The organism is Mycobacterium sp. 852013-50091_SCH5140682, assembly GCF_001665685.1.
In the GTDB taxonomy this organism is placed as follows: domain Bacteria; phylum Actinomycetota; class Actinomycetes; order Mycobacteriales; family Mycobacteriaceae; genus Mycobacterium.
In genome coordinates this window covers 1-23,293 of record NZ_LZTB01000102.1, presented here as the reverse complement: position 1 = coordinate 23,293, position 23,293 = coordinate 1, and the positions used below count along the sequence as shown (strand labels likewise).

Genomic DNA, 23,293 nt, shown 5'->3' with positions numbered 1-23,293 from the left:
TTCTCGGGTCGGCCGGAGAATTCGGTGTTGATCACGTTGACGCCCAGGTCGACGGTGATCTCGATGACGCGTTTCCAATTGCGCACCGCGGCTTCACGGGCGTCCGGGTCGGGGCTCGACCACCGCAGCACCGGCAGCACCGACGCGATCTCCACTCCCGCATCGGCACACGCCTTGCGGAACTTGGCGACCAGATCGTCATCAGCCCGCGGATGATTGAAGAACGGGATGAAATCCCGGTGCGGTGTGAGCTGCAGATACTCGTAGCCCAACTCCGCCACCAGCTTCGGAAACTCCAACAACTCGTGAGAGTGGTGAAACGGCGTGGGATCCAATGCGATCTTCACGGGCTCAGCTCACGATCGCCGAGTTGGCAGCCTTCAGGGTTTCCGCAGCGACCTGCAGGCCCTCCAAGGGTCCGAACGCGACGTCTTCATGCTCGATGTTGACCCACATGCCCGGATCCACCCGCTCGAGGGCGGCCAGAAACCGGGCCCAGAACTCGGTGTCATGTCCGCGTCCGACCGCCACGAAGTCCCACGCGGAATCTTCCGGCCACTTGTTCACCACGTGCTTGCCCCCTAGCCCAGTGGGGTTCTGGTCCAACGGGATCCGCGTGAAGCGCTCGTCGAGCACGCCGTAGATCCTGCAGTTGTCGTTGATCCGGGTGTCCTTGGCCGCCGCGTGGAACACCAGTGGCCCCAACCAGTCGATGGCCGCGACCGGGTCGATGCCCTGCCAGAACAGGTGCGACGGGTCCATCTCTGCGCCGACATTCGTGGCACCGGTGCGTTCCACGAGGCGCTTGAGAGTGGGCGGATTGAACACGAGGTTCTGTGGGTGCATCTCGATAGCGACCTTGACGCCGTTCTCGCGGGCCAGCGCGTCGATCTCGGTCCAGAACGGCACCGCGATCTCATTCCACTGGTAGTCCAGCGAGTCGAGATAGCCGGAGTCCCAGGTGTTCACATGCCAGGCCGGCCATTGCCCGCCGGGGTGTGCCTGCGGCAGACCGGACATGGTGACCACACGATCTACGCCGAGCAGCCCGGCCACCCGGATGGCGTTGCGCAGGTCCTCGGCATCCTCGGGCCCGACCTCCGGATCGGGGTGCAGCGGGTTGCCGTTGCAGTTCAACCCCGCGATGTCGACGCCGGAGCCGTCGAACTCCGACAGGTACTGCTGCGGCGTGACCTCGCCGGACAACAACTCCCGCACCGGCAGGTGCGGCGTGGGCAGAAAACCGCCGGCATTGATCTCGGCGCCGGTCAACCCGAGGGAAGCGATGACCTCCAGAGCTTCACGGAGCGGCTTATCGTGCAGGATCGCGGTATAGACACCAAGCTTCACTATCGAGTTCCTTTCTGATCAAACAACTTTGATGGCAGCGCCGCCCGAACGGGCGGATTCGGCGACAGCGGCGACGACGCGCAGCCCGTGCAGGCCCGCGTCGAATCCCGGCAGTGGTCCCAGATCTCCGATACCGGCGATCTGGTCGAGGAACGCCCGGGTCTGGTAGGTGAAAAGATCGGCCACACCGTGGCCGACACCGCCGGCATCCATCGGCAGTCCACCGCGGATGTAGGGATGCTGCGGTCCGATGATGACCCGCCGGGGCCCGGCCAGCTCAGGGGCTTCTCCAGCGGTCGAGATCTCGAATTCGCCGGGGCGGTGCAGATTCCAGGCCGCCGAGCCGGTAGAGGCAAACAGTTCGAAACCCAGCCCGTCGGGCAGGTTGTGGGCCACGCGCGAGGCCGAGAAGGTTCCGACGGCGCCGTTGGCGAACGTCGCGGTGAAGGTCGCCACATCCTCGTTCTCGACCGGCGCGACCTCGTCGCTCACGGCGGTTTTGGTGTGGCCGTAGGTGACACCGATCGGCACGGGCCGTTCCTTGATCCGCGTGGCGAAGGCGGCTCCGCCGACCTCGACGATGGGCCCGCAGACGAATTCGCTCAGGTCGATCAGGTGGCTGCCCACGTCGGCCAGCGCGCCGGTGCCCGGTCCGCCTCGGTAACGCCAGGTGATCGGCGACGTCGGATCTAGGGCATAGTCACACCAGTAGTGACCGTTGAAGTGCACGAGGTCGCCCAGGGTTCCGGCGGCGAGTTCCCGGCGGATCTGCTCGACGGCAGGCGAGCGCCGGTACGTGTACCCAACCGCGGTGACCCGGTCTGACTGCTCGGCCGCTGCCACCATGGCTTCGGCGTCGGCGAGGCTTCCCGCCAACGGCTTTTCGCACAGCACATGCTTACCCGCGGCGAGCAGGCCCTCGACGATTTCGCGGTGTAGGTGGTTGGCCACCACCACGCTCACCGCGTCGATGTCGGGCGCCTCGGCGATGGCCCGCCAGTCGTACTCGGCCCGTTCGTAGCCGTACCGCTTGGCGGTGTCGTCAGCCACTGCAGCGTTCGTGTCAGCGATCGCAACCAGCCGAACATCCGCCCGGTCGATTCCGAACAGCGTTGATGCGCTGCGATATCCAGCCGCATGTGCACGCCCAGCCATGCCGCCACCGATGACGGCGACGCCGATCGGTCGAGAGGTCGTCGAAGAAGACGCGGTCACTTTCCCACCTCAAATCCCGGTTTTCTTAAACCGATCTATTTGACCGGTCTAGTTCGGCTACTATGATGGTCATCACATGGCGCTGTCAAGCCCTGGAAGGAGTTGCATGCCCGGCAATCGTGATCGGCCCACCATGCAGGACATTGCCGACCGGGTTGGCGTCTCAAAAGCACTGGTGTCACTGGTATTCCGCAACGCCCAGGGACCGAGTGCCGAAACCCGTGAACGCGTACTGGCCATGGCCGCCGAACTGGGCTACCAGGTCAATCGGGCGGCCGCGCTCATGACGGCCAAACGCACTCACCTCATCGGGGTCGTCGCCAACATCCGCAGCCCGTTTCAGGCCGAACTGGTCGAGCACATCGTGGCCGAGGCCGATGTGAACGGGTACGAAGTGGTGCTCGGCGCGGTTACACCGACCCACCCCGAAGGCGCCGTACTCGAGACTCTGCTGAGCTTCCGGTGCGAGGCACTGATCCTGCTCGGCCCGGAACTGAGTGATGCCGAATTGGCGGGCGTGGCCCAGCGCGCCCCCGTCGTCGTGGTCGGCCGCAGGACTTCATGCCCCGAGGTGGACGTCGTGCGCACCGCCGACGGTCGTGGCATCGGCCGGGTCGTAGACCATCTCGTCGAACTGGGCCATCGGCGCATCAGCCACCTCAGCGGTGGAACGGGAACCATTCCCGCCGATCGCAAGGCGGGTTACGTCCGCGCCATGAAGCGGCATGGCCTGTCCACCGAGATCGACGTCATCGACGGTGACCTCACCGAGAACGCGGGCATCCACGCCGCGCGGGCGCTGCTCGAGCGGTCCGAGCGCCCCACCGCGGTCGTGGCCGTCAATGACCGCAGCGCCATCGGGCTGTTGGACCAGCTACTGCGGGCCCGCGTGGCGGTGCCGGGCGACGTCGCCGTCGCCGGCTACGACGACAGTGTGCTGGCCGGCTTCGCCCACATCGACCTGACCACGGTCAGCCAGGAACCCAAACAACAGGCCGGAAGTGCGGTCAAAGCCGTTGTGGGACGGCTCGACAACAACCGCACCGAACGGCTCGACATCGTGCTCGAACCACGCCTGGTGGTGCGGCGCACCACAGGTGTATTGGCGAGAGCGAGCTAGCGCGCGCTAGCTCATATGACGCGTCAACGCCTCGTGGCGCACCGTGCGGTCGACCCACGCACCACCAAGTCCGGTTTGTGTCGGGCGTCGAGGAGCGGCGCATCCGGGCGCCGCATGCGGGCCAATGCCGCCGCCCCGGCTTCCTGACCGAGCCGACGCGCGTGCTGATCGACCGACGTCAGATCGATGCCATGCAACTGGGCGACCCGCGAATTGTCGTAGCCGATCAGCGACAAATCCTCCGGAATGCGCAACCCCAGAGAATGTGCCGCTTCGCGGACACCACAGGCCATCTCGTCGTTATGCGCGAACACAGCCGTCGGGCGGTCGGCCGCATTCAGCACAGCTCTGGCGGCTCGCTCGGCCGCGTCCTGCGAATACCCTTGCGCAACAACGGTTTGTGGGGTGAGACCGGCATCGGTCATCGTTGCTTCATACGTACGGCGACGCCGTTCGTGACCCTCGTACTCGACGCCGGTGATGTGTGCGATACGCCGGTGCCCGAGATCAAGCAGATAGCCCGTCGCCGCGCCCGCGCCGGTCTCGTCGTCGGCATAGACAGAGTCGACGCCCGGTACCTTACGCGCAACACTGACCACCGGGACGGATTGGGAAACCGCGCGGACTTCAACGTCGGACAACAGCAACGTCGCGGCGATTATCACTCCGACACGGGCCTCGATAAGAGAACCAACCGCCTGCTGGTCGGTCGGCTCATCAGAATCCGAGACCGCGAGGATTAACCGATTTCCCAAGCGTTCCAAGGCATCTCGCACCCCTCGGTACACATCGGCAAACACCTCATTACGAAAGTCCAGCAGATAGAGACCGATCGTCGAGCGGGTCTTGGCGGCTAGATCCGCGGCGACAGTGTTGTGCCGGTAACCCAGCCGACGAGCGGTCTCGAGGATCGTCCGCCTCGACTCATCGCTGACCCCGGGCGCACCACGGAAGGCCAACGAGACGAGTGCCCGGGATACGCCCACCTCTCGCGCAACATCGTCCTGGGTCACGGGCCGGTTCAGGCGCGCCGGAATGGACTTCTGCACGAACGTCATGGTCCCACAGACAGCCCCGCATCAATTTGTTCATATGACTTTACAAATCACTAGCGCGCGCTAGTCTTTGTGATGTGACTGTCGTCACCGAACTTGCGTACCGCATACGCCACAAATAGAGGAGCCCGCACATGACTGCACATGAGGCCTCGGCGGCCGAAGCCGAGTTACCGCCGCTGACCGACGGCCCCTACCGAAGGCGGATCGGGCTCATCTCGGTCGTGGCCTGCCTGGGCGGGCTGCTGTTCGGCTACGACACCGGTGTGGCCAACGGCGCCGAGGGCCCGATGGCCAAAGAGCTGGGCCTGTCCCTGCTGCAGTTGGGCGTCGTCATCAGCTCGTTGGTGTTCGCCGCGGCGATCGGTGCACTGTTCGGGGGCCGGCTGTCCGACGCCATCGGGCGCCGCAAAACCATCATCATCCTGGCGGTGCTGTTCTTCATCGGCGTGGGGTTCGTGGTCTTTTCCCCGTCCGGGCCGGAACCCGGCGCGTTCTCTCCCCTGGGCTTCGGCGTTCTGGTGACCGGCCGGATCATCCTCGGCCTCGCCGTCGGCGGAGCCTCAGCGGTTGTTCCGGTCTTCCTGGCCGAGCTGGCCCCGTATGAGATCCGCGGATCGATCACCGGACGCAACGAGTTGGCGATCGTCGTCGGACAGTTGGCCGCGTTCGTGGTCAACGCCGTCCTCGGCGTCACCTTGGGGCACGTCGAGGGTGTCTGGCGCATCATGTTCGGTGTCTGCGCGCTGCCCGCCGTCGCGCTTTTCTTCGGCATGCTGCGGATGCCGGAGTCGCCGAGGTGGCTGGTCGAGAAGGGCCGCCATGAAGACGCTCAGAAAGTGATGGCGACAATCCGTTCGCCCGAGCGCGCCGAGGCGGAGATCGCCCAGGTGGAGATTGTCCGCGAAGAGGAGGGCGAAGCCTCACAGCGCAACATCGCGATGCAGGTCCTGTCGAACAAGTGGCTGCGCCGCATCATCCTCGTCGGCATCGGCGTGGGCATCGCCCAGCAGCTCACCGGCATCAACTCGATCATGTACTACGGCACCCGGGTGCTCGAGGAGTCGGGCATGACGGAGCAGCAGGCCGTGCTCGCCAATATTGCGTTCGGCGTCGTGGCGGTCCTCGGTGGCCTGATCGCGCTGCGCAACATGGACCGGCTGAACCGGCGGACGACCCTCATCATCGGGTTCTCGCTGACCACCACCTGCCATTTGCTGGTCGGTATCGCCTCGGTCCTGTTTCCGGCGGGCAATGCCGCACGTCCGTTCGTGATCCTGGCGTTGGTGGTGGCGTTCGTGCTGTCGATGCAGACCTTCCTCAACATCGCCGTATGGGTCTGGATGGCCGAGGTCTTCCCGCTGTTCATGCGCGGATTCGGGACAGGTATCGCCATCTTCTTCCTCTGGGTCACCAACGGATTCCTGTCGTTGTTCTTCCCGACGCTGATCAGCGCGGTGGGCATCACTGGATCGTTCTTCCTGTTCGCCGCGCTCGGCGCAGTGGCGTTGCTGTTCGTGTGGACGCAGGTCCCGGAAACGCGCGGACGCACCCTGGAGGCACTGGAGGAAGATGTGGCAACCGGGCAGATCTATGTCGGCATTCGCTGATCAGGCGCAGCCATGACGCCCGAGGAGTTGTGTCGATTTCTCGCCGGAGTGCGGCCGTTCGACGCGCTCGACCCGGCGCAGCTTGCGGGTGCAGCTTCGGCGGCGACGGTCTGCGACTTCTCCGCCGGCGACTTGGTGGTCGACGCGTTCACGGCGCCGCCCACGGAGATCTACGTGGTGCTCAGCGGTGAGGTCGACCTGTGGCACGACCCGGACCGGGTGACCAAGGCCGGTGACGACAGGTTCGTCGCCGGCGACGTGTTCGGGTTCTCCGCGATGCTCACCGAGCGCCCGGTCGGCCCCCGGGTGGTCGCCACCACGTCCGCTCGCATCGCGGTACTACCCGGCAACCTGGTCGAGCCGGCGTTCTACTCGCGCAGCGGCGCCCGGTTCCTGGCCGACTACATCTCGCGCACCCGTAGCCTGTCCACCTCGACCCCGGTGTACAGCACGGTCGAAGACCTGATCGCCAGCACGCCGGTGGTCGTCGGCCCCGACACGCCCGTCACCGTCATCGCACGCCAACTCGCCGACCGCAACGTGCACTGCGCAGTGATCGATCCGGGCGACGGCACCTACGGGATCGTCACGGATTCGGCGCTGAGCCGCCGCGTCGTTGGCGAAGGACTGGCCACCGACACCGAAGCCCGGGCGGTGATGACGCACCCGGCCACCACGGTCGAACTCTCCGGTTCGTCGCTCGATGCGCTGATCACGCTGCTGGACACCCGAGCCGAATACCTCCCGGTCATCGACCGGTCCGGCACCCTGCGCGGCGTGATCGGCGCCCGCGATCTGGTGTTGGCGCCGACGACGGCCGGCGTCGGGATGCTCGAACAGATCCACCGCACCCGCAGTCGCGCCGAGCTGATCGACCGGGCCCGACGGGTGCCCGCAGTGCTCAGCGACATCCTGGACCGGGGGCTGGCCGCCGACCGGGTCATCCGGGTGTACTCCGCGATCATCGATGCGATCATCCGCCGGTCCATCCGCCTGGTGTTCGCCGAACATCCCGATCTTTCGCTCGACCGATTCACCTGGCTCTCCCTGGGCAGCCAGGGCCGACGCGAAGCGGTGCCGTGCTCGGATGTCGACGCGGCCATCGCCTTCGACGACGACGTGCACCCGGAGGAAATGGTGCAGTATCGCCAGGCCTTCTCCGACGTCAACGATCTGCTCACCGCGACCGGGCTCAGTGTCGACGTCAACGGCGCCAACGCGTCCAACAAAGCCTTCTCCCGGACCAACAGTGAATGGCGGGCCGCCGCGACGCGCTGGTTGACCGCACCCGGGGAGCACTCACGTGCGACGATGGCCGTCCAGCGTAAGGGCCTTGCGGTCATCGCGTCCTTGCTGGTGGATGCCCGGCCCATCCACGGCAAACCTGGATTGCCTGAGGTGGCAAGGGTTTTCACCGATTTCCGCCAGCACCCGGCGACCATGGATCTGCTGCTGTCGGAATCGCTGTCGCATCGGGCCAAGGTGCGCGAACGCACATTTCGTGACCTGCTCACCGGCAAAGGCGACACCTTCAACGTGAAAACCCATGGGCTGCTGCCGGTCGTGAGCATCGCCCGGTGGGCCGCACTCGGAGTCGGGTCCACCGAACTGCAGACCGTCAAACGCCTCCGGGATGCCTCCGGTTCGGCCATCCTGCCCACCGGTCAGGCCGACCGCCTCATCGAGGTTTTCGAGATCCTGCAGCGGATGCGATTGCGCCATCACCTGAATCGGCTACACCGAGGGGAGCAACCCACCGATCTGATCGCGCGTGACGAACTGTCTCCGATCGAACGCAGCATGATCGGCCAGTCCGTGCGGGAGATCAACACCATCGCCCGCCGGATGGACCGCGTCGCCCTGCGCGCCACACCGCTGGCCAGGCCGTCGCGGCGGAAGGCGACCTGACCGGAATGCGGATCGCCGTCATCGGTGACGTCGGTGGACATGCCATGCCCCTGCGCGACGAACTCGCCCGCCTCGGCGCGCGCCCCGACGGCTCGCTGCCCGAGGATCTGCTCGTCGTGCAAGTCGGCGATCTGATCCATCGTGGCCCTGACTCGGCTCACGTCGTCGACATCGTCGCGGGCTACCTGCGCCGCCAACCCGGGCAGTGGATCCAGCTCATCGGCAACCACGAGGCGCACTACCTGCGGCCGCCGGTTTTCCGTTGGCCGGACACGTTGGGCCGCAAGCACATCCGCATTCTCAACCGCTGGTGGCGCGACGGCGCAGCGACCGTCGCCACCGCCGTGGAAACCGCGGGAGAGTCGTTCCTTATCACACATGCCGGGATCACCGCCGAGTTCTGGACCACCGCCCTGGGGGGTCCGCCCACCGCCGCCGAGGCGGCCCGCCGGATCAACGAACTCGCACGAACGAGTGCCGACACGGTGTTCCGCGCGGGCATGTTCCTGCACGGCACAATCGTCCCGGCCGCCGGGCCGCTGTGGGCGGACACCGCCGCCGAACTCCTGCCCGGATGGGCGGACCGCCGGCTGCCGTTCAGTCAGATCCACGGCCACAACAGCGTGACCAAGTGGCGTGGACGCGACACCACGATTCACTCAACCGGCATCGGCGCTCTCGTCACCGTCGACCACGCTGCCAAACACGAGACCATCCACCTCGAAGGCGGTCGGATCATCGGTGTTGATCCCGACCACCGCGAGACGCCGACCAGCACGTGGCGGGCACTCGAGCTGGCCGGCACCATCACCGCATGTTGAACGGCGCGCGGACAGACGCAGAGCTGCCCCTCTTCCCGGCGGGAAAAGGGGCAGCTCTATACGCGTTCGCGGGTCAGAAAATCTGCCAGTCGGAAGCACCGTCGGGCTGGTTGTACAGGCCCGTGGAGTTCTTGATGACGACCGGGTCACCGCTGCCGAAGTTGTCGTAGAACCACTGCGCGTTCTCCGGGCTGAGGTTGATGCAGCCGTGGCTCACGTTGCGCTTGCCCTGATCGGCCACCGACCACGGCGCGCTGTGCACGAACGCGCCGCTGTTGTCGATGCGGACCGCGTCCTGCACCGTCAGCTTGTAGCCCTCGGGCGACGTATTCGGCACGCCGTAGGTGGCCGAATCCATCACGATGCTGGGGAACTTCTCCAGCACGTAGTACGTGCCGTTCTTGGTCTCGTGCTTGCCGTCGGGCTTGCCCATCGACACCGGGAAGGTCTTCTCCAGCTTCCCGTTGCGCATCACCTGCATCTGGTGGGCCTTGTCGTCGACGGTGGCCACCAGGTAGTCGCCCACGCGGAAGCTGGACTTGGTGCCGCCCGCGTCGATGTTCACCACGGTGTTGGCCGGCCAGAAGTCCTGCGGCCGCCAGCGCACCTGGGTGTCGTTGACCCAGTAGAACCGGCCGGGCACAGGCGGATTCGACGAGATGTGGATGGCGTCCTCAGCCAGCTTCTTGTCCGCGATGGGCCGCTGGAACTGGATGTAGATCGGCTTGGCCACACCCACCATGGATCCGTTGACCGGGTTGAAGGACGGCGGCAGGAACACCGGCTCCCCCGTGTACGGGGTCGGGTTCTGGCCTGCCGGGGTACCGGCGGGGATGACGGCGGGGGCGCCGTAGTTGGTGACCGACGGGGGGACGGCGGCCGGTTGCGCGGCCGGGGCCAGCGGATCGGCGGCCGCGGCCGGATCGGGCGCAGGCAGCACGCCTGGAGGTGGCGGCGGGAAAGCTGGGTCCACAGGTGCCGGAGGCACGTCGGGATCCGCCAGCGCGGACGGGCTCAACACGAGTCCGCCGACCAATCCCGCGGCCATGAAAACGGTGATCAGTCTGCGTTTTGCCGATTTCGGCATAGATAACCTCCAGACAGCAGAACTTTCTCCAGTGTCGCACAGCGCGGAGACCAGCTACTGCCGCGAGAGGCCATCACACCCCGACCCCGGCCGTATCCACGGCGCTGAACTGCAGTGTTAGTCGGCGCAGACGTGTCAAGCGTTACTTCTCGGTGTTTGCGCAGGAAACCTGGAAAACGTCGCGCGTGGCCAACACTCCGACCATCGCGACGACGATCAAAGCCGCCGAGGTGGCGATCATGACGGCCAGCCCGGCGCTGTCGTAGAGCACACCGCCGACCAGGGAGCCGGCCATGATGCCCACCTGGAAGGCGGCCACGTAGCGACCGGACGCGCCGTCGGGGTCCTCGGGTGAGGTGCGCATCGCCGAGGCCTGCAGCATCGGCGGCAGTGCCGTCGACGCCGCACCCCACAACACCACGGCCGCCACCCCGACCAGCACCGTTGCCAGGCCGCCTGCGCGGCTGAACGCCAGCGTCGTCAACGCCACCAGGGCCGCGGACAGCGCGGCCAGGCACGCCACCACCGCGGCTTTGGGCCAGTGATCCAGCGGCCGGGCCATGGCCGCCATCGCGATCAGGCCGGCGACGCCGTAGCCGGCCAGCAGCCAGGCCAAGTGCGCGCCGTGCACATCCACCACGTCCCGGATGATCACCACGATGAACGTGTAGGCGATGAAATGCCCGGTGACGCCGATCAGGGTGAGCCCGGAGAGCGTCATCAACCGGCCGTTGCGGCGATGCACCTGGCGGGCAGGCACGTCGTCGCGGGCCACTGGCATCGGCGGCAGGATCACCCAGGCCGCCAAAGCCACTACCGCTGCGGCGCCTGCCACCACCGCCACGGCCATCCGCCAACCCCACAGCTCGCTCATGGCGGCGGTCAGCGGGTTGCCCGCCACCAGCGCCAGGCCGGTACCGACGTAGACCGCCGCGGTGGCGCGGCCAGCGTGGCTGGGCGGCACCAGCCGCGCTCCGATGGGTGCGATCACCGACCACATCAGCCCGTGGGTCAGCGCGCACAGCACGCGCCCGCCTGCCAGGACCGCGAAATTGGGGGCGACGGCCGAGACCGCTTGCGAGAGGGCCAGGCACACCAAGGTCGCGAGCAGGGTACGACGCCGCGGCCAGGACGCGGTCAGCCGCACCAGGGCGACCGTGGTCACCGCGGCGACCAGCGCGTAGCAGGCCATCAGACTGCCGACGAGTCCTTCACTGACCCGCAGGTCCGCGGCGATCACCGGCAGCGCGCCGACCGGCAGGATCTCGGCGGTGACGTAGATGAAGGCCGCTGCGGCCAGCACCGTGAGCGATGCGGCGACGCGCACCGTCCACGGGCCTGTAGATGTCGACGGCAGCTCGACGGTCATGGTGGGATGCCACGGTAACGGCTTGGCGTTGCAGTTTCGGACAACCGAACCGAAGGGATGCGTAATGGTTGCTGTACCGGATGGGTTTGAAGACCTGCTCGATCGGCCGTTGTTCGGCCATCTGGCCACCACCCGGCCCGACGGCACGGCCCAGGTCAACCCGATGTGGTTCGACTGGGACGGCTCCCTGCTGCGGTTCACACACACCACCAAGCGGCAGAAATACCGCAACGTGACGGCCAATCCCGCGGTCGCGATGTCGATCCACGATCCCGACAATCCATACCGCTACCTGGAGGTGCGCGGCGTGGTCGAGGAGATCGTGCCGGATCCGAAGGCGGAGTTCTTCCTCAAGCTCAACGACCGCTACAGCGGATCACTGACCGAAGTTCCGGCCGACGTCGCCGACCGCGTGGTCCTGGTGGTGCGCCCGACGCTCTACAGCAAGCACTAGGTCTTCCCGGACGCCGAGTTCGACGTAAACGTCGCTCGACGCGCCCGCGGGCAACACTTTCGTCGGGCTCGCGGGCAGCCGCGCAGAATTGACGACATGATTGTCGCTTTCAGCGTGAGCCCGATGGGCGGTGACGAGTCCGGCGGGGTCGGCGCCGCAGTGGCCGAAGCCGTGCGAGTCGTCCGCGAATCAGGCCTGCCCAACGAGACCAACGCGATGTTCACCAACATCGAGGGTGAGTGGGACGAGGTCATGGCCGTGGTCAAGCGGGCCGTCGAGGCAGTGGCGGCGGGGTCGCCGCGCGTCAGCCTGGTGCTCAAGGCCGACATCCGCCCCGGCTACACCGGTCAGCTCACCGCGAAGGTCGAACGTATCGAGCGCGAGCTCGGCGGCTAGGAACGCACCAGCCGCGCGATGGCGGCCGAGGCCTCGGCAAGCTTGGCGTCCGCCTGCTCGCCACCCTCGGCGACAGCCTGGGTGACGCAGTGGCCGAGGTGCTCGTCGAGCAGGCCCAACGCGACCGATTGCAGTGCGCTGTTGACGGCGCTGATCTGGGTGAGGACGTCGATGCAGTACTTGTCCTCTTCGATCATCTTCGCGATGCCGCGGACCTGCCCCTCGATCCGGCGCAGCCGTTTGGCGTAGTTCTCCTTCTGGGGCGAGTAACCATGCACCCCAGAGCCCTCAGCCACATCCATCAGACCAGCATACCGGTACCCCTCCGGGGTATGAATACTGGTTTGGCCGGGAGAAACGGCACGCGGCATACTGCATGCATGCCCTCAGACTCCACCCCTGATTCCGGTCTTCGCGTAAGCGGCTCATCCCCAGACATCAAGCCGCGCAGCCGCGACGTCACCGACGGCCTGGAGAAAACCGCAGCCCGCGGGATGCTCCGCGCGGTGGGCATGGGCGACGACGACTGGGTCAAGCCGCAGATCGGCGTCGGGTCGTCCTGGAACGAGATCACGCCGTGCAACATGTCGCTGCAGCGGTTGGCCCAGCAGGTCAAGGCCGGCGTGCACGAAGCAGGTGGCTACCCGCTGGAATTCGGCACCATCTCCGTCTCCGACGGCATCTCGATGGGCCACGAGGGCATGCACTTCTCGCTGGTGTCCCGCGAAGTCATCGCCGACAGTGTCGAGACGGTGATGCAGGCCGAGCGCCTCGACGGCTCGGTACTGCTGGCCGGCTGCGACAAGTCGATCCCCGGCATGCTGATGGCGGCCGCCCGGCTGAACCTGGCGAGCGTCTTCTTCTACAACGGCTCGATCATGCCCGGCGTGGCGAAGCTGACCGACGGCACCGAGAAGGAAGTCACGATCATCGACGCCTTCGAGGCGGTCGGCGCGTGCGCCCGTGGGTTGATGTCCCGCGAGGACGTCGACATCATCGAGCGCGCCATCTGTCCGGGCGAGGGCGCCTGCGGCGGCATGTACACCGCCAACACCATGGCCTCGGCGGCCGAGGCACTCGGAATGTCGTTGCCGGGCAGCGCATCTCCGGTGGCCGTCGACAAGCGCCGCGAAGAGTTCGCCCGCAAGTCCGGGGAAGCCGTCGTCGAGATGCTGCGCCGCGGCATCACCGCGCGCGACATCCTGACCAAAGAGGCCTTCGAGAACGCCATCGCGGTGGTCATGGCCTTCGGCGGGTCCACCAACGCGGTGCTGCACCTGCTGGCCATCGCCCGTGAGGCCGAGGTCGAGCTGACGCTGGCCGATTTCACGCGCATCGGGGCCAAGGTGCCGCACCTGGCCGACGTCAAGCCGTTCGGCCGGCACGTCATGAAGGACGTCGACGAGATCGGCGGTGTGCCCGTCGTGATGCGCGCGCTCCTGGATGCCGGTCTGCTGCACGGGGACTGCCTGACGGTCACCGGCAAGACCATGGCCGAGAACCTCGCCCACATCGCACCGCCCGACCCGGACGGCAAGGTGCTGCGCGCGATGAACAACCCCATCCATCCCACCGGTGGCATCACGATCCTGCACGGTTCGCTGGCCCCGGAGGGTGCCGTGGTGAAGTCCGCGGGCTTCGACTCCGACGTGTTCGAAGGCACCGCACGGGTTTTCGAGCGCGAGCGCGCCGCACTCGATGCGCTGGAGGACGGCACCATCACGCACGGCGACGTCGTGGTCATCCGCTACGAGGGCCCCAAGGGCGGCCCCGGCATGCGCGAGATGCTGGCCATCACCGGCGCGATCAAGGGCGCAGGCCTGGGCAAGGACGTGCTGCTGATGACCGACGGCCGGTTCTCCGGCGGTACGACGGGTCTGTGCGTCGGGCACATCGCCCCGGAGGCCGTCGACGGCGGGCCCATCGCGTTCGTGCACGACGGTGACCGCATCCGCCTCGACGTCGCCAACGGCACGCTCGACATCCTCGTCGACGAAGCCGAACTGGCCGGCCGCAAGGACGGCTGGCAGCCGCTGCCTCCGACCTACACCACCGGCGTGCTGGCCAAGTACACCAAGCTGGTGCAGTCCGCCGCCGTCGGCGCCGTCTGCAACTAGGCATCCAGTGGTAGCGTGGCATCGGGCGCGCAGGAACGCCCGATGTCCGCTCGAAGAGGCTCAGCCTCCCTGCTGATCGACTTACCTTGTGACCGACCTCTTCTCGGCCCGAATCGCGGACGCGGGCGTATGAGAGGAGGCCGTCATGGCCAGCAGGCTCCCCAGCAATCCGTCCCTGGACAAGCTCCGCGATGAAGCGCGCACGCTGCAGCGCGCGAATCACACCCCACTGCATCAAGCTCAGCTCGCGGTCGCGCGCAACTACGGTTTCACCGGCTGGCCCGCACTGGTGCACTACCTGCGTGAAGCAGCCGCCCTCAGCGTCGACCCGGGCGCTCTCGACGAGAACGCGCTCGACCCGGCCGACCGGTTCTGTTCATGGGCGTCGTTGCGGTACAACGAGTCCGACGCCCCACCCCGCCGGCAATCCGCGGCCGACCTGCTGGCCGCCGACCCGGCAATCGTCGCGCGCAGCATCTGGGCCGCCGCCGCGGCCGCCGACGTGGATGCGCTCGCCGAACATCTGACCACACGGCCCACGCTGGCCACCACCGGCGGTGGACCGTTCGGCTGGGTGCCGTTGATGTACCTCTGCTATTCACGAGTTCCTTTGAGCCACAGCGCAGAACAGGTAACGACGGCCGCGACGCTGCTGCTCGATGCGGGCGCGGACCCCAACACCGGTTACCTGTGGTGTGGTCTGTCGACGCCGTTCACGCTGTTGACCGGGGTGTTCGGCGAGGGCGAGCAAGGACCGCGGCGCCAGCCCCGCCACCCGCACGCCACTGTGTTGGCCACCCTGCTGTTGCAGCGCGGCGCCCATCCGGCCGACCAGCAGACCCTGTACAACCGGATGTTCCGCCCCGACAATTCCCACCTTGATCTGCTGTTCGCGCACGGCCTCGCCGATGCCGAGCCCAGCCCGTGGGAACGTCGGCTCGGTGAGGCCATGGAGACCCGAGAACAGATGTGGCAGCGCCAGATCCACTGGGCGGCCCAGCACGGCTTCGCAGAGAGACTCGACCTGCTGGCCCGCCATGGCATCGATGTATCCGGGGTCGACGTGCGAGTGCCGGGCTTTCCCGACGACCCCAACGCCCGCGACGACGAAGACGCCACGCCACTGCACCAGGCCGCGTGGGATGGCGACCTGGTGCTGATCCAAAGGCTCCTGGACGCGGGTGCCGACCCGTCACTCACCGATGGGCGGTTCGGCTCCACGCCACTGCAATGGGCCGAGCACGCCTACCAGAGCGAGGCGGCAGATCTGCTCCGCGCCCATGGGCCTGCATTCGGCTCAGGTATGCCTGGTGTCTGAATTACGCACGCGCATGCCGAGATACGCCGCGTACAGGCCGAGCAGGAATACCAGCGCGCCACTGAGGACATGCGACCAGATCATGCCCGCGGTCGGCCCGCTCTCGTAGATCCACGGCGAGATGACCAGCCACACACCGATGAACGGCAGTGTCCAGGTCATGCCGTGGCTGCGGTCGAGCGCACATCCGAAGCACAACGCCAGGAACCCGACGGTGCCGCCGACGAGCAGGTCGTTGGCCGACAGCCGCGTGAACCCTTGGTAGCCGATGATCCACGGCGACAAGGCCACATAGAGCCCGGCCATCAGCGTCAGGCCGAAGGTCGCCTGTGCGGCCATCGACTCGGCGACGCGGTCATACCGGGCCCGTAGCGCCAGGATGTCGGGGTGTTGATCGATTGACGAATGGACCGTAGTCATTTCCTACCCCTTCCGTTACGCGGCAAGGGGTTCGGCCTTGCCGCACCCATCCATCACTGCCCAGATTACGCGCGTTGCCAGGGGTCGGAGCGGGCCGGCGCAGGCACGCCCTGACTACCCGCGAAAGCCACCCCGCACGATCGCGGCGAGTTCTTCGCGCGAGCTCGCCCCGACGCGCTGACAGGCGCGATACAGGTGGCCTTCGACGCTGCGCACGGACATCACGAGCCGCTTGGCGATCTCCCGGTTGGACAGCCCCGCCACGACGAATTCGACGATCTCACGCTGCCTTTGGGTCAGCGGTTGCCCTGCCGGGTGCCGCAGTGCCGGTGTGCAGATGCCGCCACAGTCGGTGGCCAATTGGCGTGCCACCGCCGCGGCGTACAACCCGCGCTTGCCTTGTCCGGAACTGCTGAACGCGACGGCTGCCTGCGCCGCGGCGTCGGCGGCGGTCACCCGGTCCCCGATCGCCTGGTACTTGGTCGACGCGTCGAGCAGGCCGGGACCGTCGTTCGCAGCCAGTGCCGCGGCGTGCCGGGCGACCGCGTCCGCCAGCGGAAGTCGCAGCTCGGCAGCCAGTTCGGCGGCCCGGGCGGCGCCCGATGTGTCACCCCATTGGGTCGCGGCCTGCAGGCAGGCGAGTTCATGGGTGGGTTGGCGGCGTTCGCGGGCCTCGGCGGCGGCGGCACGGACGGCGCCGATGGCCTCGGTCAGCGATCCGCTTGCGGCCATGGTCCATCCGGTCGCCAGTGAGAGATTGGTCTGCATGTAGACGTAGTCGTCCGGTACCCATTGCCGGGCCTGCGCCAGCGCCTGGGCCGCCTCCTCGGCCTGCCCGAGTTTGCCGTGCGCCTCGGCCAGGCCGAAGCAGCTCGCCGGGCGAAGACCTGTTGAGCCACCGTGAGTTTCGACGCCTGCCAGCGCCTCGTGCAACAGCCCCACCGCCTCGGGTATCGCACCGCGCACCAGCTCGGCATGGCCCAACAGGAACGCCAGGTTGGCCTGAGCCAGGCCCGGCAGGTCACGCGCCGAATCCGCCAATTGCTTGGCGTTACGGACACATTCGTCGATCCGCCCGGTCAGCCGGCAGGCCCGGGCATACACGCCGCCATACCAGAACCGCATCTGCGACGACTCGAACGATGTGATCGCCCGGTCGATCGCGTCGGTGGCCACCGCGGTGAGGTCGTCCACCTCGCCCAGCGCACCCAGGGCCATCGTCAGAGCCACCGCTGCGATCATGGCGTGATAGTCCGGCAGCAGACCCGATGCGATTGAGGCCCTGGCGTTGTCACGCGCTGCCTCGCAGTGCCCCAGGACGGCGTCGACACCGGCCTGGATCGCCAACCGGGCCGCCCGGTCAGCCTCCGACTCCGGACCGGCCGCCAGTTGTTCGAGGATGCCCGCGGCGTCGCGGGGACGGCCCAGCATGAAGGTCAGGTTGGCCGCCCGCAGCGTCGCCCAATGGTGCGCGTCCGGCCGACCATCCGAACTGATCTGCGCCAGAACGGTTTCCGCCTGCGCTCCCTGACCGAGCAGCAGCAGCGCCATCGCCCGCATCGGCGCGGCCTCGTATGCGCCGCACTCGTCGGCGGCGGCAGCGAAGCGGTCCGCGGAGTGCGGATCCAGCAGCGTCATCGCCGCTCGGGCCGCATCGAGGTACAGCTGCGGGTCGGGTTTGAGATCCGAGCCGAGCATCAGCAGGGCGCGCCGGACCGTGGCGTGCAGATCGGCGTCGGGGTGCGACGAGAGCCGCTCGACGAGCCGTCCGCGCAGCCCGGACAGATGCATCTCACCGGCACTCGCGCGGCGCAGCTCGCCGTAGAGCGGGTGGGCCAGCCGAACCTGCAGCCGCGACCCGTCGCGTTCCACGGTGACGACCCGCAGGTTCTCGGCGGCCTCCAGCTCGTCGCGGCCCACCAGGTCGCACAGCACGTCGACGTCGAGCGGTTCGCATTGCGACAGCAGGTCGACCACCATGGCCGGGCCGGCAGGCAACCGATCGAGGTTGCTGCCCACCATGTCGGTGATGCTCTGCGACACGGCCAGGCCGCCATCCCACATCCACACCCCGGCAACCTGCCGCAGGCGTTCGCCGTCGATCTGGTCTTTCAGTACCTGCTGCAGATACAGCGCGTTACCCCCGGTGAGCTTCCAGAACCGCCGCGCGCTGCGGCTGTCGACCGGGCCGCGGAGCGTCTGCTCGATGAACGCGCGCGTCGCCTCGGCCGATAGCGGCTCCAGATCGAGCCGGGCGAGCAGGCCGTCCTTCCACAACGCGGTAACCGCGTCGGGGGCGGCGCCGCCGGCCCGTGCGGTGACCACCAGCCGCACTCCCCTGGCCTGGGCGAGCTGATGCAGAACGTGCGCGGAGAGCTCGTCGAGCAGGTGCGCGTCGTCGACCCCGATCATGCTGCGCCGCTGGTGTTGTTGCGCGACAAACGAATCGATCAGTCTGCGGACGCTGGGCAGCGGGTCGCACATGTCCTGGCTGATGGCTCCGGTGAACGCGCCCAGCGGCAACGACCTGGCCGATTCAGTGCCGACGAACCAGCTGGTGCGATCACCGGTGGTAGCCGCCTGGCTGAGCACCTGACGAGCCAGTGCGGTCTTGCCGACGCCGGCAGGCCCGACGATCATCACGCCGCAGTGCTTGCTGCCGTGCAACACCCGACGAATGGTGCCGAGCTCGTCGTTGCGTCCCGTCAGCGTCATGCCACCCCTCGAAAACCGGGTTCCCCGAGGTCAGGATAGGGCGCGAAACGCTCACAGGGACCGTTATTGACCCACCATCCGATAACGCTGGGTGTCGGCTGCGATAACGTCCGGCGTCGCCAGCGGCTCGTCGCGGTCGAGATGGACGCCGCCGGCCCGCAGCGTGTCGTCGACCAGCAACCAGATCCAGCGCACAAGATCGGCGATCAGCCCGTCGGCCGACGTCGGTCCCGGCTGGTCGAGCCAGCGACCCGCGGAGGACTCGACGAGCCCGACGATCGCGAACGCCAGCGGCTGCGGGTCAGTGTCGATGCCGAAAGCGTTGAGGTACACAGCGAACAACTGGCACAGCTGGGTACCGATGGTGAGCTTGATGTCGGCGATGGCGTCGGGTGCAGAACCGTCCTCGCCCAGCGAACACCGGGCCAGGTAGCGGTAGAGATTGCGGTGGTCGACGAGGAACCGCACGTGGGCGCCCACGCTGGCCTCGATGATCTGGGCCATCGATCCGTGCGGCGCCCACAGCGGCGCCAGCTCGGCGTTGAGCATCTCGCTGGCCCGCTGCGCCACCGCGCGCTGCAGATCGGCCGCATCGGTGAAATGCCGGTAGAGCTTGGTCCGCGTGACGCCGACGTACGCGGCGATCTGCTCGGTCGAGGTCTGTGGCCCGTGCTCGGCGATCGCCGACAACGCCGCGTCGACGAACTCGGCCCGGCGGCGTTCGCGCTGCCCGGCCCATCTGGCTGTCCGACCGCTGACTTCCTCCACGGAACACACCCTAGCGAATTGAGTGGTACGTGACGTACCATAACTCAACTGGTACACCTTGTACCACCTAGCTTGGAAGGGAACGACGCAGATGAATGCGGTGTCCACAGCACTCGCCCCCGCCGAGGACTACGGCTTCTTCGGCCCTGAATCGGTGACCTGGAAGGTGTGGAGCTACCCCACCTCGATGCTGCTGGGCTTCTCCCGCGCGGTGACCATCGAGCATCTGGACCCGTTCCTGGCCGCCGCCGTCGACGCCACCGGGCAGGTCTACGCCCGCACCCGGCTGCGTTACGACCGGACCATGCAGTACTTCGCGCTGGTGGCCTTCGGCGATGCCAAGTCGGTGCTCGACGCGTCGGAGATCCTGGTGAAGATCCACTCCAAGGCCGTCGGCACCGAGCCGATCACCAAGCGGCGGTTCGACGCCAACGATCCGCACTCGCAGCTGTGGATCCACCTGACCGCCTGGCACTCGATCCTCTACACCTACGAGATGTTCGGCCCGGGAAAGCTGACCGAGGCCGAGGAGCTGCAGTACTGGGAGGAGTGTGCGCGAGCCGCCGAGTTCCAGACCATCAATCCCGACGACGTGCCGCGCACGCGCGAGGGCATCCGCGAATACTTCGAGAGCTTCCGTCCCGATCTGGTCGGCTCCGAGGTGGCCCAGCGGATGATGGATTACCTGGTCGACCTGGGGTACCACATCCTGCCGGAGAAGATGCCGCATCTGCTGCGCAAGGCGTTCAACGTCCCGATGCGCGCCGCCATCATCGCCACCATGCCGCAGTGGATGCGGCTGCTCGGCGGTATCCCGCAGAATCGGCTCGCTGACGTCGCCGCCCGCATGGTGGTACGTCCGTTCCTGAAGCTGATCGCGAGCAATCCGCGCCTGGAGATCAGGGCGCTGAACCTGACGACGCCGCACACCACGCCGATCGTCGGCCCCATGCTGCTGGGCATCCCGGCCAAGAACACGGTCACCTACACCCCGGCAGAAGCCCGCGCCAAGTGGGGTAAGGCGACGCCGTTCGAGCAGTACAGTCAAATCGTGGCCAAGCGGGCGACCGGCGAGGGGCCCACACCCTATTCGCACAACCATCACGATGCACTGCTGGAATTCGACAAGACCGCGAGCTGACCTATGACCGAACACATCGACCGCGCCCTCGAAGAACTTGTGGAGGGCGAAAAGAACTGGGCAGCATTGCCGTTGGCCGCCCGCAGGCGCCTACTCGACGAGATGCGCACGCTGACTGTCGAACACGCCGCCGAGTGGGTGCATGCCGCCATCGGCATCAAGGGCCTCGACGCATCCTCACCCCTGGTGGGCGAGGAGTGGATGTCCGGTCCGTACGCCCTGACCTTCGGCCTGGCGGCCCTCTCGGACAGCCTGGCCAAGCTCGAAGCCGGGCGCAGCCCGCTCGACGGCGCCGAGTTCGGCACCGCCCCAGGTGGGCGGATCACCGTGAAAGCCTTGCCGCTCACCACCTTCGACCAGCTGCTGCTGTCCGGTTTCAGCGCCGACGTGTGGCTGCAGCCCGGCAGCGGGCAGGCCGAGGCGGTGCGGGCTGCGGGGCTGGCCCAGCGGGACCCGAGCCACACCCACGGCGTGGGCGCAGTGCTCGGTGCGGGCAACATCTTCTCGATCGCGCCGCTGGACACCATCTACGAACTGTTCGCCAACAACCGCGTGGTGGCGCTCAAGCTCAACCCCATCACCGATCCACTGCTCCCGGTGCTGTCCAAGGTGCTGGCCCCGTTCATCGCCGTCGGTGCGGTGCGGATCCTGACCGGTGGTGCCGAAGAGGGCACATATCTGGTGCGGCACAAGCTCGTTGACCATGTGCACATGACCGGCAGCGCGCTGACCTACGACGCGATCGTATTCGGTACCGGCACCGAGGGAGCGGCCCGCAAGGCCGCCGACGAGCCGGTCCTGGACAAGGAGATGACGGCCGAGCTGGGCGGGGTATCGCCGACGATCATCCTGCCGGGCCAGTGGACCAAGGCCGACATCGAGTTCCAGGCCAACCATGTCGCGACCCAGCGGCTGCACAACAACGGCTACAACTGCATCGCCGCCCAGGTGGTGGTGATCTCCAAGCACTGGCCGCAACGCGACGAGTTCATCGCGGCGCTGCGCAAGGCCATCAACGACGCCCCGCAGCGGCCCGCCTACTACCCGGGGTCCGACGCGCGGGTCGCCGGCGCCGACGCGTCCTACCCGGACGCTCAGCACCTCGGCGTCAACGGAGCCCGCGTGCTCGTCGTCGATCCGCAGGATCGTCAGGCACTGCTGCGCACCGAGTACTTCAGCCCGGTTCTCGGTGTCATCGAACTCGATTCTGCCGGTGAACAATTCGCCGAGGAAGCGGTCCGGGTCGCCAACGACGAGTTTGTCGGCACGCTCGGGGTGAACATCATCGCGCACCCCGACACCATCGCCGGGCTCGGCGAGAAGTTCGAGGAGCTGATCGCCCAGCTGCGCTACGGAACCATCGCCGTCAACGCGTGGACCGGCGTCGGTTACCTGACTCCCACCGCGACGTGGGGCGCGTTCCCCGGGCACCTGCGCAACGACATCCAGAGCGGAGTCGGCGTGGTGCACAACGCTTTCCTGATCGACCGGCCCGAGCGCACGGTCGTGCGGGGACCGTTCCGGCCGGCGCCGCGCTCGGTACTGCAGCGGGAGTGGTCACTGTCGCCCAAGCCGCCGTGGTTCGTCAACAACCGCACCGCGGCCACCACGGGCCGGCTGCTGGTCGACTTCGCCGGCTCACCCGGATGGGGCAAGCTGCCTGCGATCTTTGCCTCCGCGCTGCGTGGCTAGATCGTCACCAGCTCCTCGCGCGTGCGCATCCTCATTTGCTCCTCGCGTGCGCAGTAACCGCTGACAGCAGTCGAGCAGCACCTCGTGCAGGTCGGCGTCGTCGACGTCGCTGAGCTTGGGATCGGTTGCGCTGCCGTACATTCCGGATGCCAGCATGGAGATGACGATCCTGGTGGTGACATCAGGATCGGTGCCGAGCAGCAGCACGGTGAGCCGCTCGATGATGTCGCTGAGGTCGGCCCGGCTGTTGACCAGCGTGTCGATGGCCGGGTCACCGTGGAACACCGCTGTCATCCGGCGGTGGCGCACCGTGAAATCGACCATCCCGGTGACCGCGACCTCTTGCCGGGCCTCCGGTGTGGACATGCCTTCGGCGATCCTGACCAGCCGGGCCATGTCGTCGAAGGCGGGCTGGATGACGGCCAGGACGATCTCGTCCTTGGAGTGGAACTGGTAGTAGACGGCGGCCTTGCTGACGCCGAGTCGATCGGCGATCATCTGCAGGGATGTGCCGTTGACCCCGTGCTCTGCAAATAGAGCGAGCGCCGCTTCCAGCACTCGTTCACGCGCGAACCCGCGCGGCGCCACTGCCTTCGCCACACTCGTCCCTTCGTCGCCAGGAGCGTACCCAAGGGCGGCTCAGCTCACACCCTGGATTACCCAATCGACTTGATTGAAGTTAGCCGACTGTATAGGTTTCACTTGTCGTACGGCAAGGACAGCTGCCTCGACGCGCA

The 23,293-nt window shown here is 67.2% G+C and carries 21 protein-coding genes; 10 read left to right on the top strand and 11 right to left on the bottom strand.

The window, feature by feature from the left end; translation table 11 throughout:
- The 3 genes from A5784_RS26820 to A5784_RS26810 form a co-directional block, all read right to left on the bottom strand.
- Positions 1-347, bottom strand: a 347-nt coding sequence (locus A5784_RS26820; RefSeq protein ID WP_156750791.1) for a sugar phosphate isomerase/epimerase family protein, incomplete at its 3' end; no start/stop codon positions are given.
- 4 nt (positions 348-351) lie between these two features.
- The gene (locus A5784_RS26815; protein ID WP_064947912.1) at positions 352-1,350 is read right to left on the bottom strand and encodes a sugar phosphate isomerase/epimerase family protein; all 999 of its coding nucleotides are present in this window, start codon (positions 1,348-1,350) and stop codon (positions 352-354) included.
- Positions 1,351-1,368: 18 nt separating this feature from the next.
- A complete protein-coding gene (locus tag A5784_RS26810; protein WP_286159442.1) occupies positions 1,369-2,565 on the bottom strand; it encodes a Gfo/Idh/MocA family protein in 1,197 nt (398 codons plus the stop codon).
- Between the two features lie 106 nt (positions 2,566-2,671).
- On the opposite strand from A5784_RS26810, the gene A5784_RS26805 reads away from it, so the two are divergent.
- Entirely contained in the window at positions 2,672-3,685 is a 1,014-nt protein-coding gene (locus A5784_RS26805; protein WP_064947911.1) for a LacI family DNA-binding transcriptional regulator, read from the top strand.
- 23 nt (positions 3,686-3,708) lie between these two features.
- Here A5784_RS26805 and A5784_RS26800 read toward each other — a convergent pair whose 3' ends face one another.
- Positions 3,709-4,743 (bottom strand): LacI family DNA-binding transcriptional regulator, encoded by a 1,035-nt coding sequence (locus A5784_RS26800; protein ID WP_064947910.1) that lies wholly within the window; start codon positions 4,741-4,743, stop codon positions 3,709-3,711.
- A 131-nt stretch (positions 4,744-4,874) separates the two neighbouring features.
- Between A5784_RS26800 and A5784_RS26795 the strand changes: the two genes are divergently transcribed.
- Genes A5784_RS26795 through A5784_RS26785 form a run of 3 tightly spaced genes read left to right on the top strand, consistent with a single transcriptional unit; the run spans position 4,875 to position 9,079 of the window.
- The gene (locus A5784_RS26795) at positions 4,875-6,350 is read left to right on the top strand and encodes a sugar porter family MFS transporter (RefSeq protein WP_064947909.1); all 1,476 of its coding nucleotides are present in this window, start codon (positions 4,875-4,877) and stop codon (positions 6,348-6,350) included.
- Positions 6,351-6,362: 12 nt separating this feature from the next.
- Positions 6,363-8,258: a putative nucleotidyltransferase substrate binding domain-containing protein gene (locus A5784_RS26790; protein ID WP_064947908.1), complete on the top strand. Its 1,896-nt coding sequence runs from the start codon at positions 6,363-6,365 to the stop codon at positions 8,256-8,258.
- 5 nt (positions 8,259-8,263) lie between these two features.
- Positions 8,264-9,079 carry a metallophosphoesterase gene (locus A5784_RS26785; RefSeq protein ID WP_064947907.1) on the top strand — a complete coding sequence of 272 codons (816 nt, stop codon included), beginning with the start codon at positions 8,264-8,266 and terminating at the stop codon, positions 9,077-9,079.
- Between the two features lie 73 nt (positions 9,080-9,152).
- Here the strand turns inward: A5784_RS26785 and A5784_RS26780 are convergent, their stop codons facing one another.
- A complete protein-coding gene (locus tag A5784_RS26780) occupies positions 9,153-10,166 on the bottom strand; it encodes a L,D-transpeptidase (protein ID WP_064947906.1) in 1,014 nt (337 codons plus the stop codon).
- A 142-nt stretch (positions 10,167-10,308) separates the two neighbouring features.
- Positions 10,309-11,535 carry an MFS transporter gene (locus tag A5784_RS26775; protein ID WP_064947905.1) on the bottom strand — a complete coding sequence of 409 codons (1,227 nt, stop codon included), beginning with the start codon at positions 11,533-11,535 and terminating at the stop codon, positions 10,309-10,311.
- Positions 11,536-11,599: 64 nt separating this feature from the next.
- Between A5784_RS26775 and A5784_RS26770 the strand changes: the two genes are divergently transcribed.
- Positions 11,600-11,989 (top strand): PPOX class F420-dependent oxidoreductase, encoded by a 390-nt coding sequence (locus A5784_RS26770; RefSeq protein ID WP_064947904.1) that lies wholly within the window; start codon positions 11,600-11,602, stop codon positions 11,987-11,989.
- 96 nt (positions 11,990-12,085) lie between these two features.
- Positions 12,086-12,385, top strand: coding sequence for an MTH1187 family thiamine-binding protein (locus A5784_RS26765; RefSeq protein WP_064947903.1), 300 nt, complete (start codon positions 12,086-12,088; stop codon positions 12,383-12,385).
- On the opposite strand, the gene ricR is transcribed toward A5784_RS26765, so the two are convergent.
- Positions 12,382-12,687 carry a copper-sensing transcriptional repressor RicR gene (gene ricR / locus A5784_RS26760; protein WP_064947902.1) on the bottom strand — a complete coding sequence of 102 codons (306 nt, stop codon included), beginning with the start codon at positions 12,685-12,687 and terminating at the stop codon, positions 12,382-12,384. The genes A5784_RS26765 and ricR overlap by 4 nt on opposite strands.
- A 78-nt stretch (positions 12,688-12,765) precedes the next feature.
- On the opposite strand from ricR, the gene ilvD reads away from it, so the two are divergent.
- Positions 12,766-14,502, top strand: a complete 1,737-nt coding sequence (gene ilvD, locus A5784_RS26755) for a dihydroxy-acid dehydratase (RefSeq protein WP_064947901.1) — start codon at positions 12,766-12,768, stop codon at positions 14,500-14,502.
- 145 nt (positions 14,503-14,647) lie between these two features.
- Positions 14,648-15,820: an ankyrin repeat domain-containing protein gene (locus tag A5784_RS26750; protein ID WP_064947900.1), complete on the top strand. Its 1,173-nt coding sequence runs from the start codon at positions 14,648-14,650 to the stop codon at positions 15,818-15,820.
- Here the strand turns inward: A5784_RS26750 and A5784_RS26745 are convergent.
- The 3 genes from A5784_RS26745 to A5784_RS26735 all read right to left on the bottom strand — a co-directional run bounded on the left by A5784_RS26745 (position 15,800) and on the right by A5784_RS26735 (position 19,723).
- On the bottom strand, positions 15,800-16,240 hold the full coding sequence (locus tag A5784_RS26745) for an SPW repeat protein (protein WP_064947899.1): 441 nt from the start codon (positions 16,238-16,240) through the stop codon (positions 15,800-15,802). The two genes, A5784_RS26750 and A5784_RS26745, sit on opposite strands and share 21 nt — an antisense overlap.
- Positions 16,241-16,354: 114 nt before the next feature.
- Entirely contained in the window at positions 16,355-18,955 is a 2,601-nt protein-coding gene (locus A5784_RS26740; protein ID WP_064947898.1) for a LuxR C-terminal-related transcriptional regulator, read from the bottom strand.
- Between the two features lie 63 nt (positions 18,956-19,018).
- A complete protein-coding gene (locus tag A5784_RS26735; protein WP_082945087.1) occupies positions 19,019-19,723 on the bottom strand; it encodes a TetR/AcrR family transcriptional regulator in 705 nt (234 codons plus the stop codon).
- A 91-nt stretch (positions 19,724-19,814) separates the two neighbouring features.
- On the opposite strand from A5784_RS26735, the gene A5784_RS26730 reads away from it, so the two are divergent.
- Together A5784_RS26730 and A5784_RS26725 are read left to right on the top strand one after the other, a co-directional pair.
- Entirely contained in the window at positions 19,815-20,864 is a 1,050-nt protein-coding gene (locus tag A5784_RS26730) for an oxygenase MpaB family protein (RefSeq protein WP_064947896.1), read from the top strand.
- 3 nt (positions 20,865-20,867) lie between these two features.
- Entirely contained in the window at positions 20,868-22,556 is a 1,689-nt protein-coding gene (locus A5784_RS26725) for an aldehyde dehydrogenase family protein (protein ID WP_064947895.1), read from the top strand.
- Here the strand turns inward: A5784_RS26725 and A5784_RS26720 are convergent.
- Positions 22,503-23,156 (bottom strand): TetR/AcrR family transcriptional regulator, encoded by a 654-nt coding sequence (locus tag A5784_RS26720; RefSeq protein WP_082945086.1) that lies wholly within the window; start codon positions 23,154-23,156, stop codon positions 22,503-22,505. The genes A5784_RS26725 and A5784_RS26720 overlap by 54 nt on opposite strands.
- Positions 23,157-23,293: the final 137 nt, after the last annotated feature.

What these genes read in the sequence shown, in the direction of transcription:
- A5784_RS26805 (WP_064947911.1), top strand. Translation starts at nt 2,672, where the DNA reads ATGCCCGGCAATCGTGATCGGCCCACCATGCAGGACATTGCCGACCGG.
- A5784_RS26800 (WP_064947910.1), bottom strand. Translation starts at nt 4,743, where the DNA reads ATGACGTTCGTGCAGAAGTCCATTCCGGCGCGCCTGAACCGGCCCGTG.
- A5784_RS26795 (WP_064947909.1), top strand. Translation starts at nt 4,875, where the DNA reads ATGACTGCACATGAGGCCTCGGCGGCCGAAGCCGAGTTACCGCCGCTG.
- A5784_RS26790 (WP_064947908.1), top strand. Translation starts at nt 6,363, where the DNA reads ATGACGCCCGAGGAGTTGTGTCGATTTCTCGCCGGAGTGCGGCCGTTC.
- A5784_RS26785 (WP_064947907.1), top strand. Translation starts at nt 8,264, where the DNA reads ATGCGGATCGCCGTCATCGGTGACGTCGGTGGACATGCCATGCCCCTG.
- A5784_RS26780 (WP_064947906.1), bottom strand. Translation starts at nt 10,166, where the DNA reads ATGCCGAAATCGGCAAAACGCAGACTGATCACCGTTTTCATGGCCGCG.
- A5784_RS26775 (WP_064947905.1), bottom strand. Translation starts at nt 11,535, where the DNA reads ATGACCGTCGAGCTGCCGTCGACATCTACAGGCCCGTGGACGGTGCGC.
- A5784_RS26770 (WP_064947904.1), top strand. Translation starts at nt 11,600, where the DNA reads ATGGTTGCTGTACCGGATGGGTTTGAAGACCTGCTCGATCGGCCGTTG.
- A5784_RS26765 (WP_064947903.1), top strand. Translation starts at nt 12,086, where the DNA reads ATGATTGTCGCTTTCAGCGTGAGCCCGATGGGCGGTGACGAGTCCGGC.
- ricR (WP_064947902.1), bottom strand. Translation starts at nt 12,687, where the DNA reads ATGGATGTGGCTGAGGGCTCTGGGGTGCATGGTTACTCGCCCCAGAAG.
- ilvD (WP_064947901.1), top strand. Translation starts at nt 12,766, where the DNA reads ATGCCCTCAGACTCCACCCCTGATTCCGGTCTTCGCGTAAGCGGCTCA.
- A5784_RS26750 (WP_064947900.1), top strand. Translation starts at nt 14,648, where the DNA reads ATGGCCAGCAGGCTCCCCAGCAATCCGTCCCTGGACAAGCTCCGCGAT.
- A5784_RS26745 (WP_064947899.1), bottom strand. Translation starts at nt 16,240, where the DNA reads ATGACTACGGTCCATTCGTCAATCGATCAACACCCCGACATCCTGGCG.
- A5784_RS26740 (WP_064947898.1), bottom strand. Translation starts at nt 18,955, where the DNA reads ATGACGCTGACGGGACGCAACGACGAGCTCGGCACCATTCGTCGGGTG.
- A5784_RS26730 (WP_064947896.1), top strand. Translation starts at nt 19,815, where the DNA reads ATGAATGCGGTGTCCACAGCACTCGCCCCCGCCGAGGACTACGGCTTC.
- A5784_RS26725 (WP_064947895.1), top strand. Translation starts at nt 20,868, where the DNA reads ATGACCGAACACATCGACCGCGCCCTCGAAGAACTTGTGGAGGGCGAA.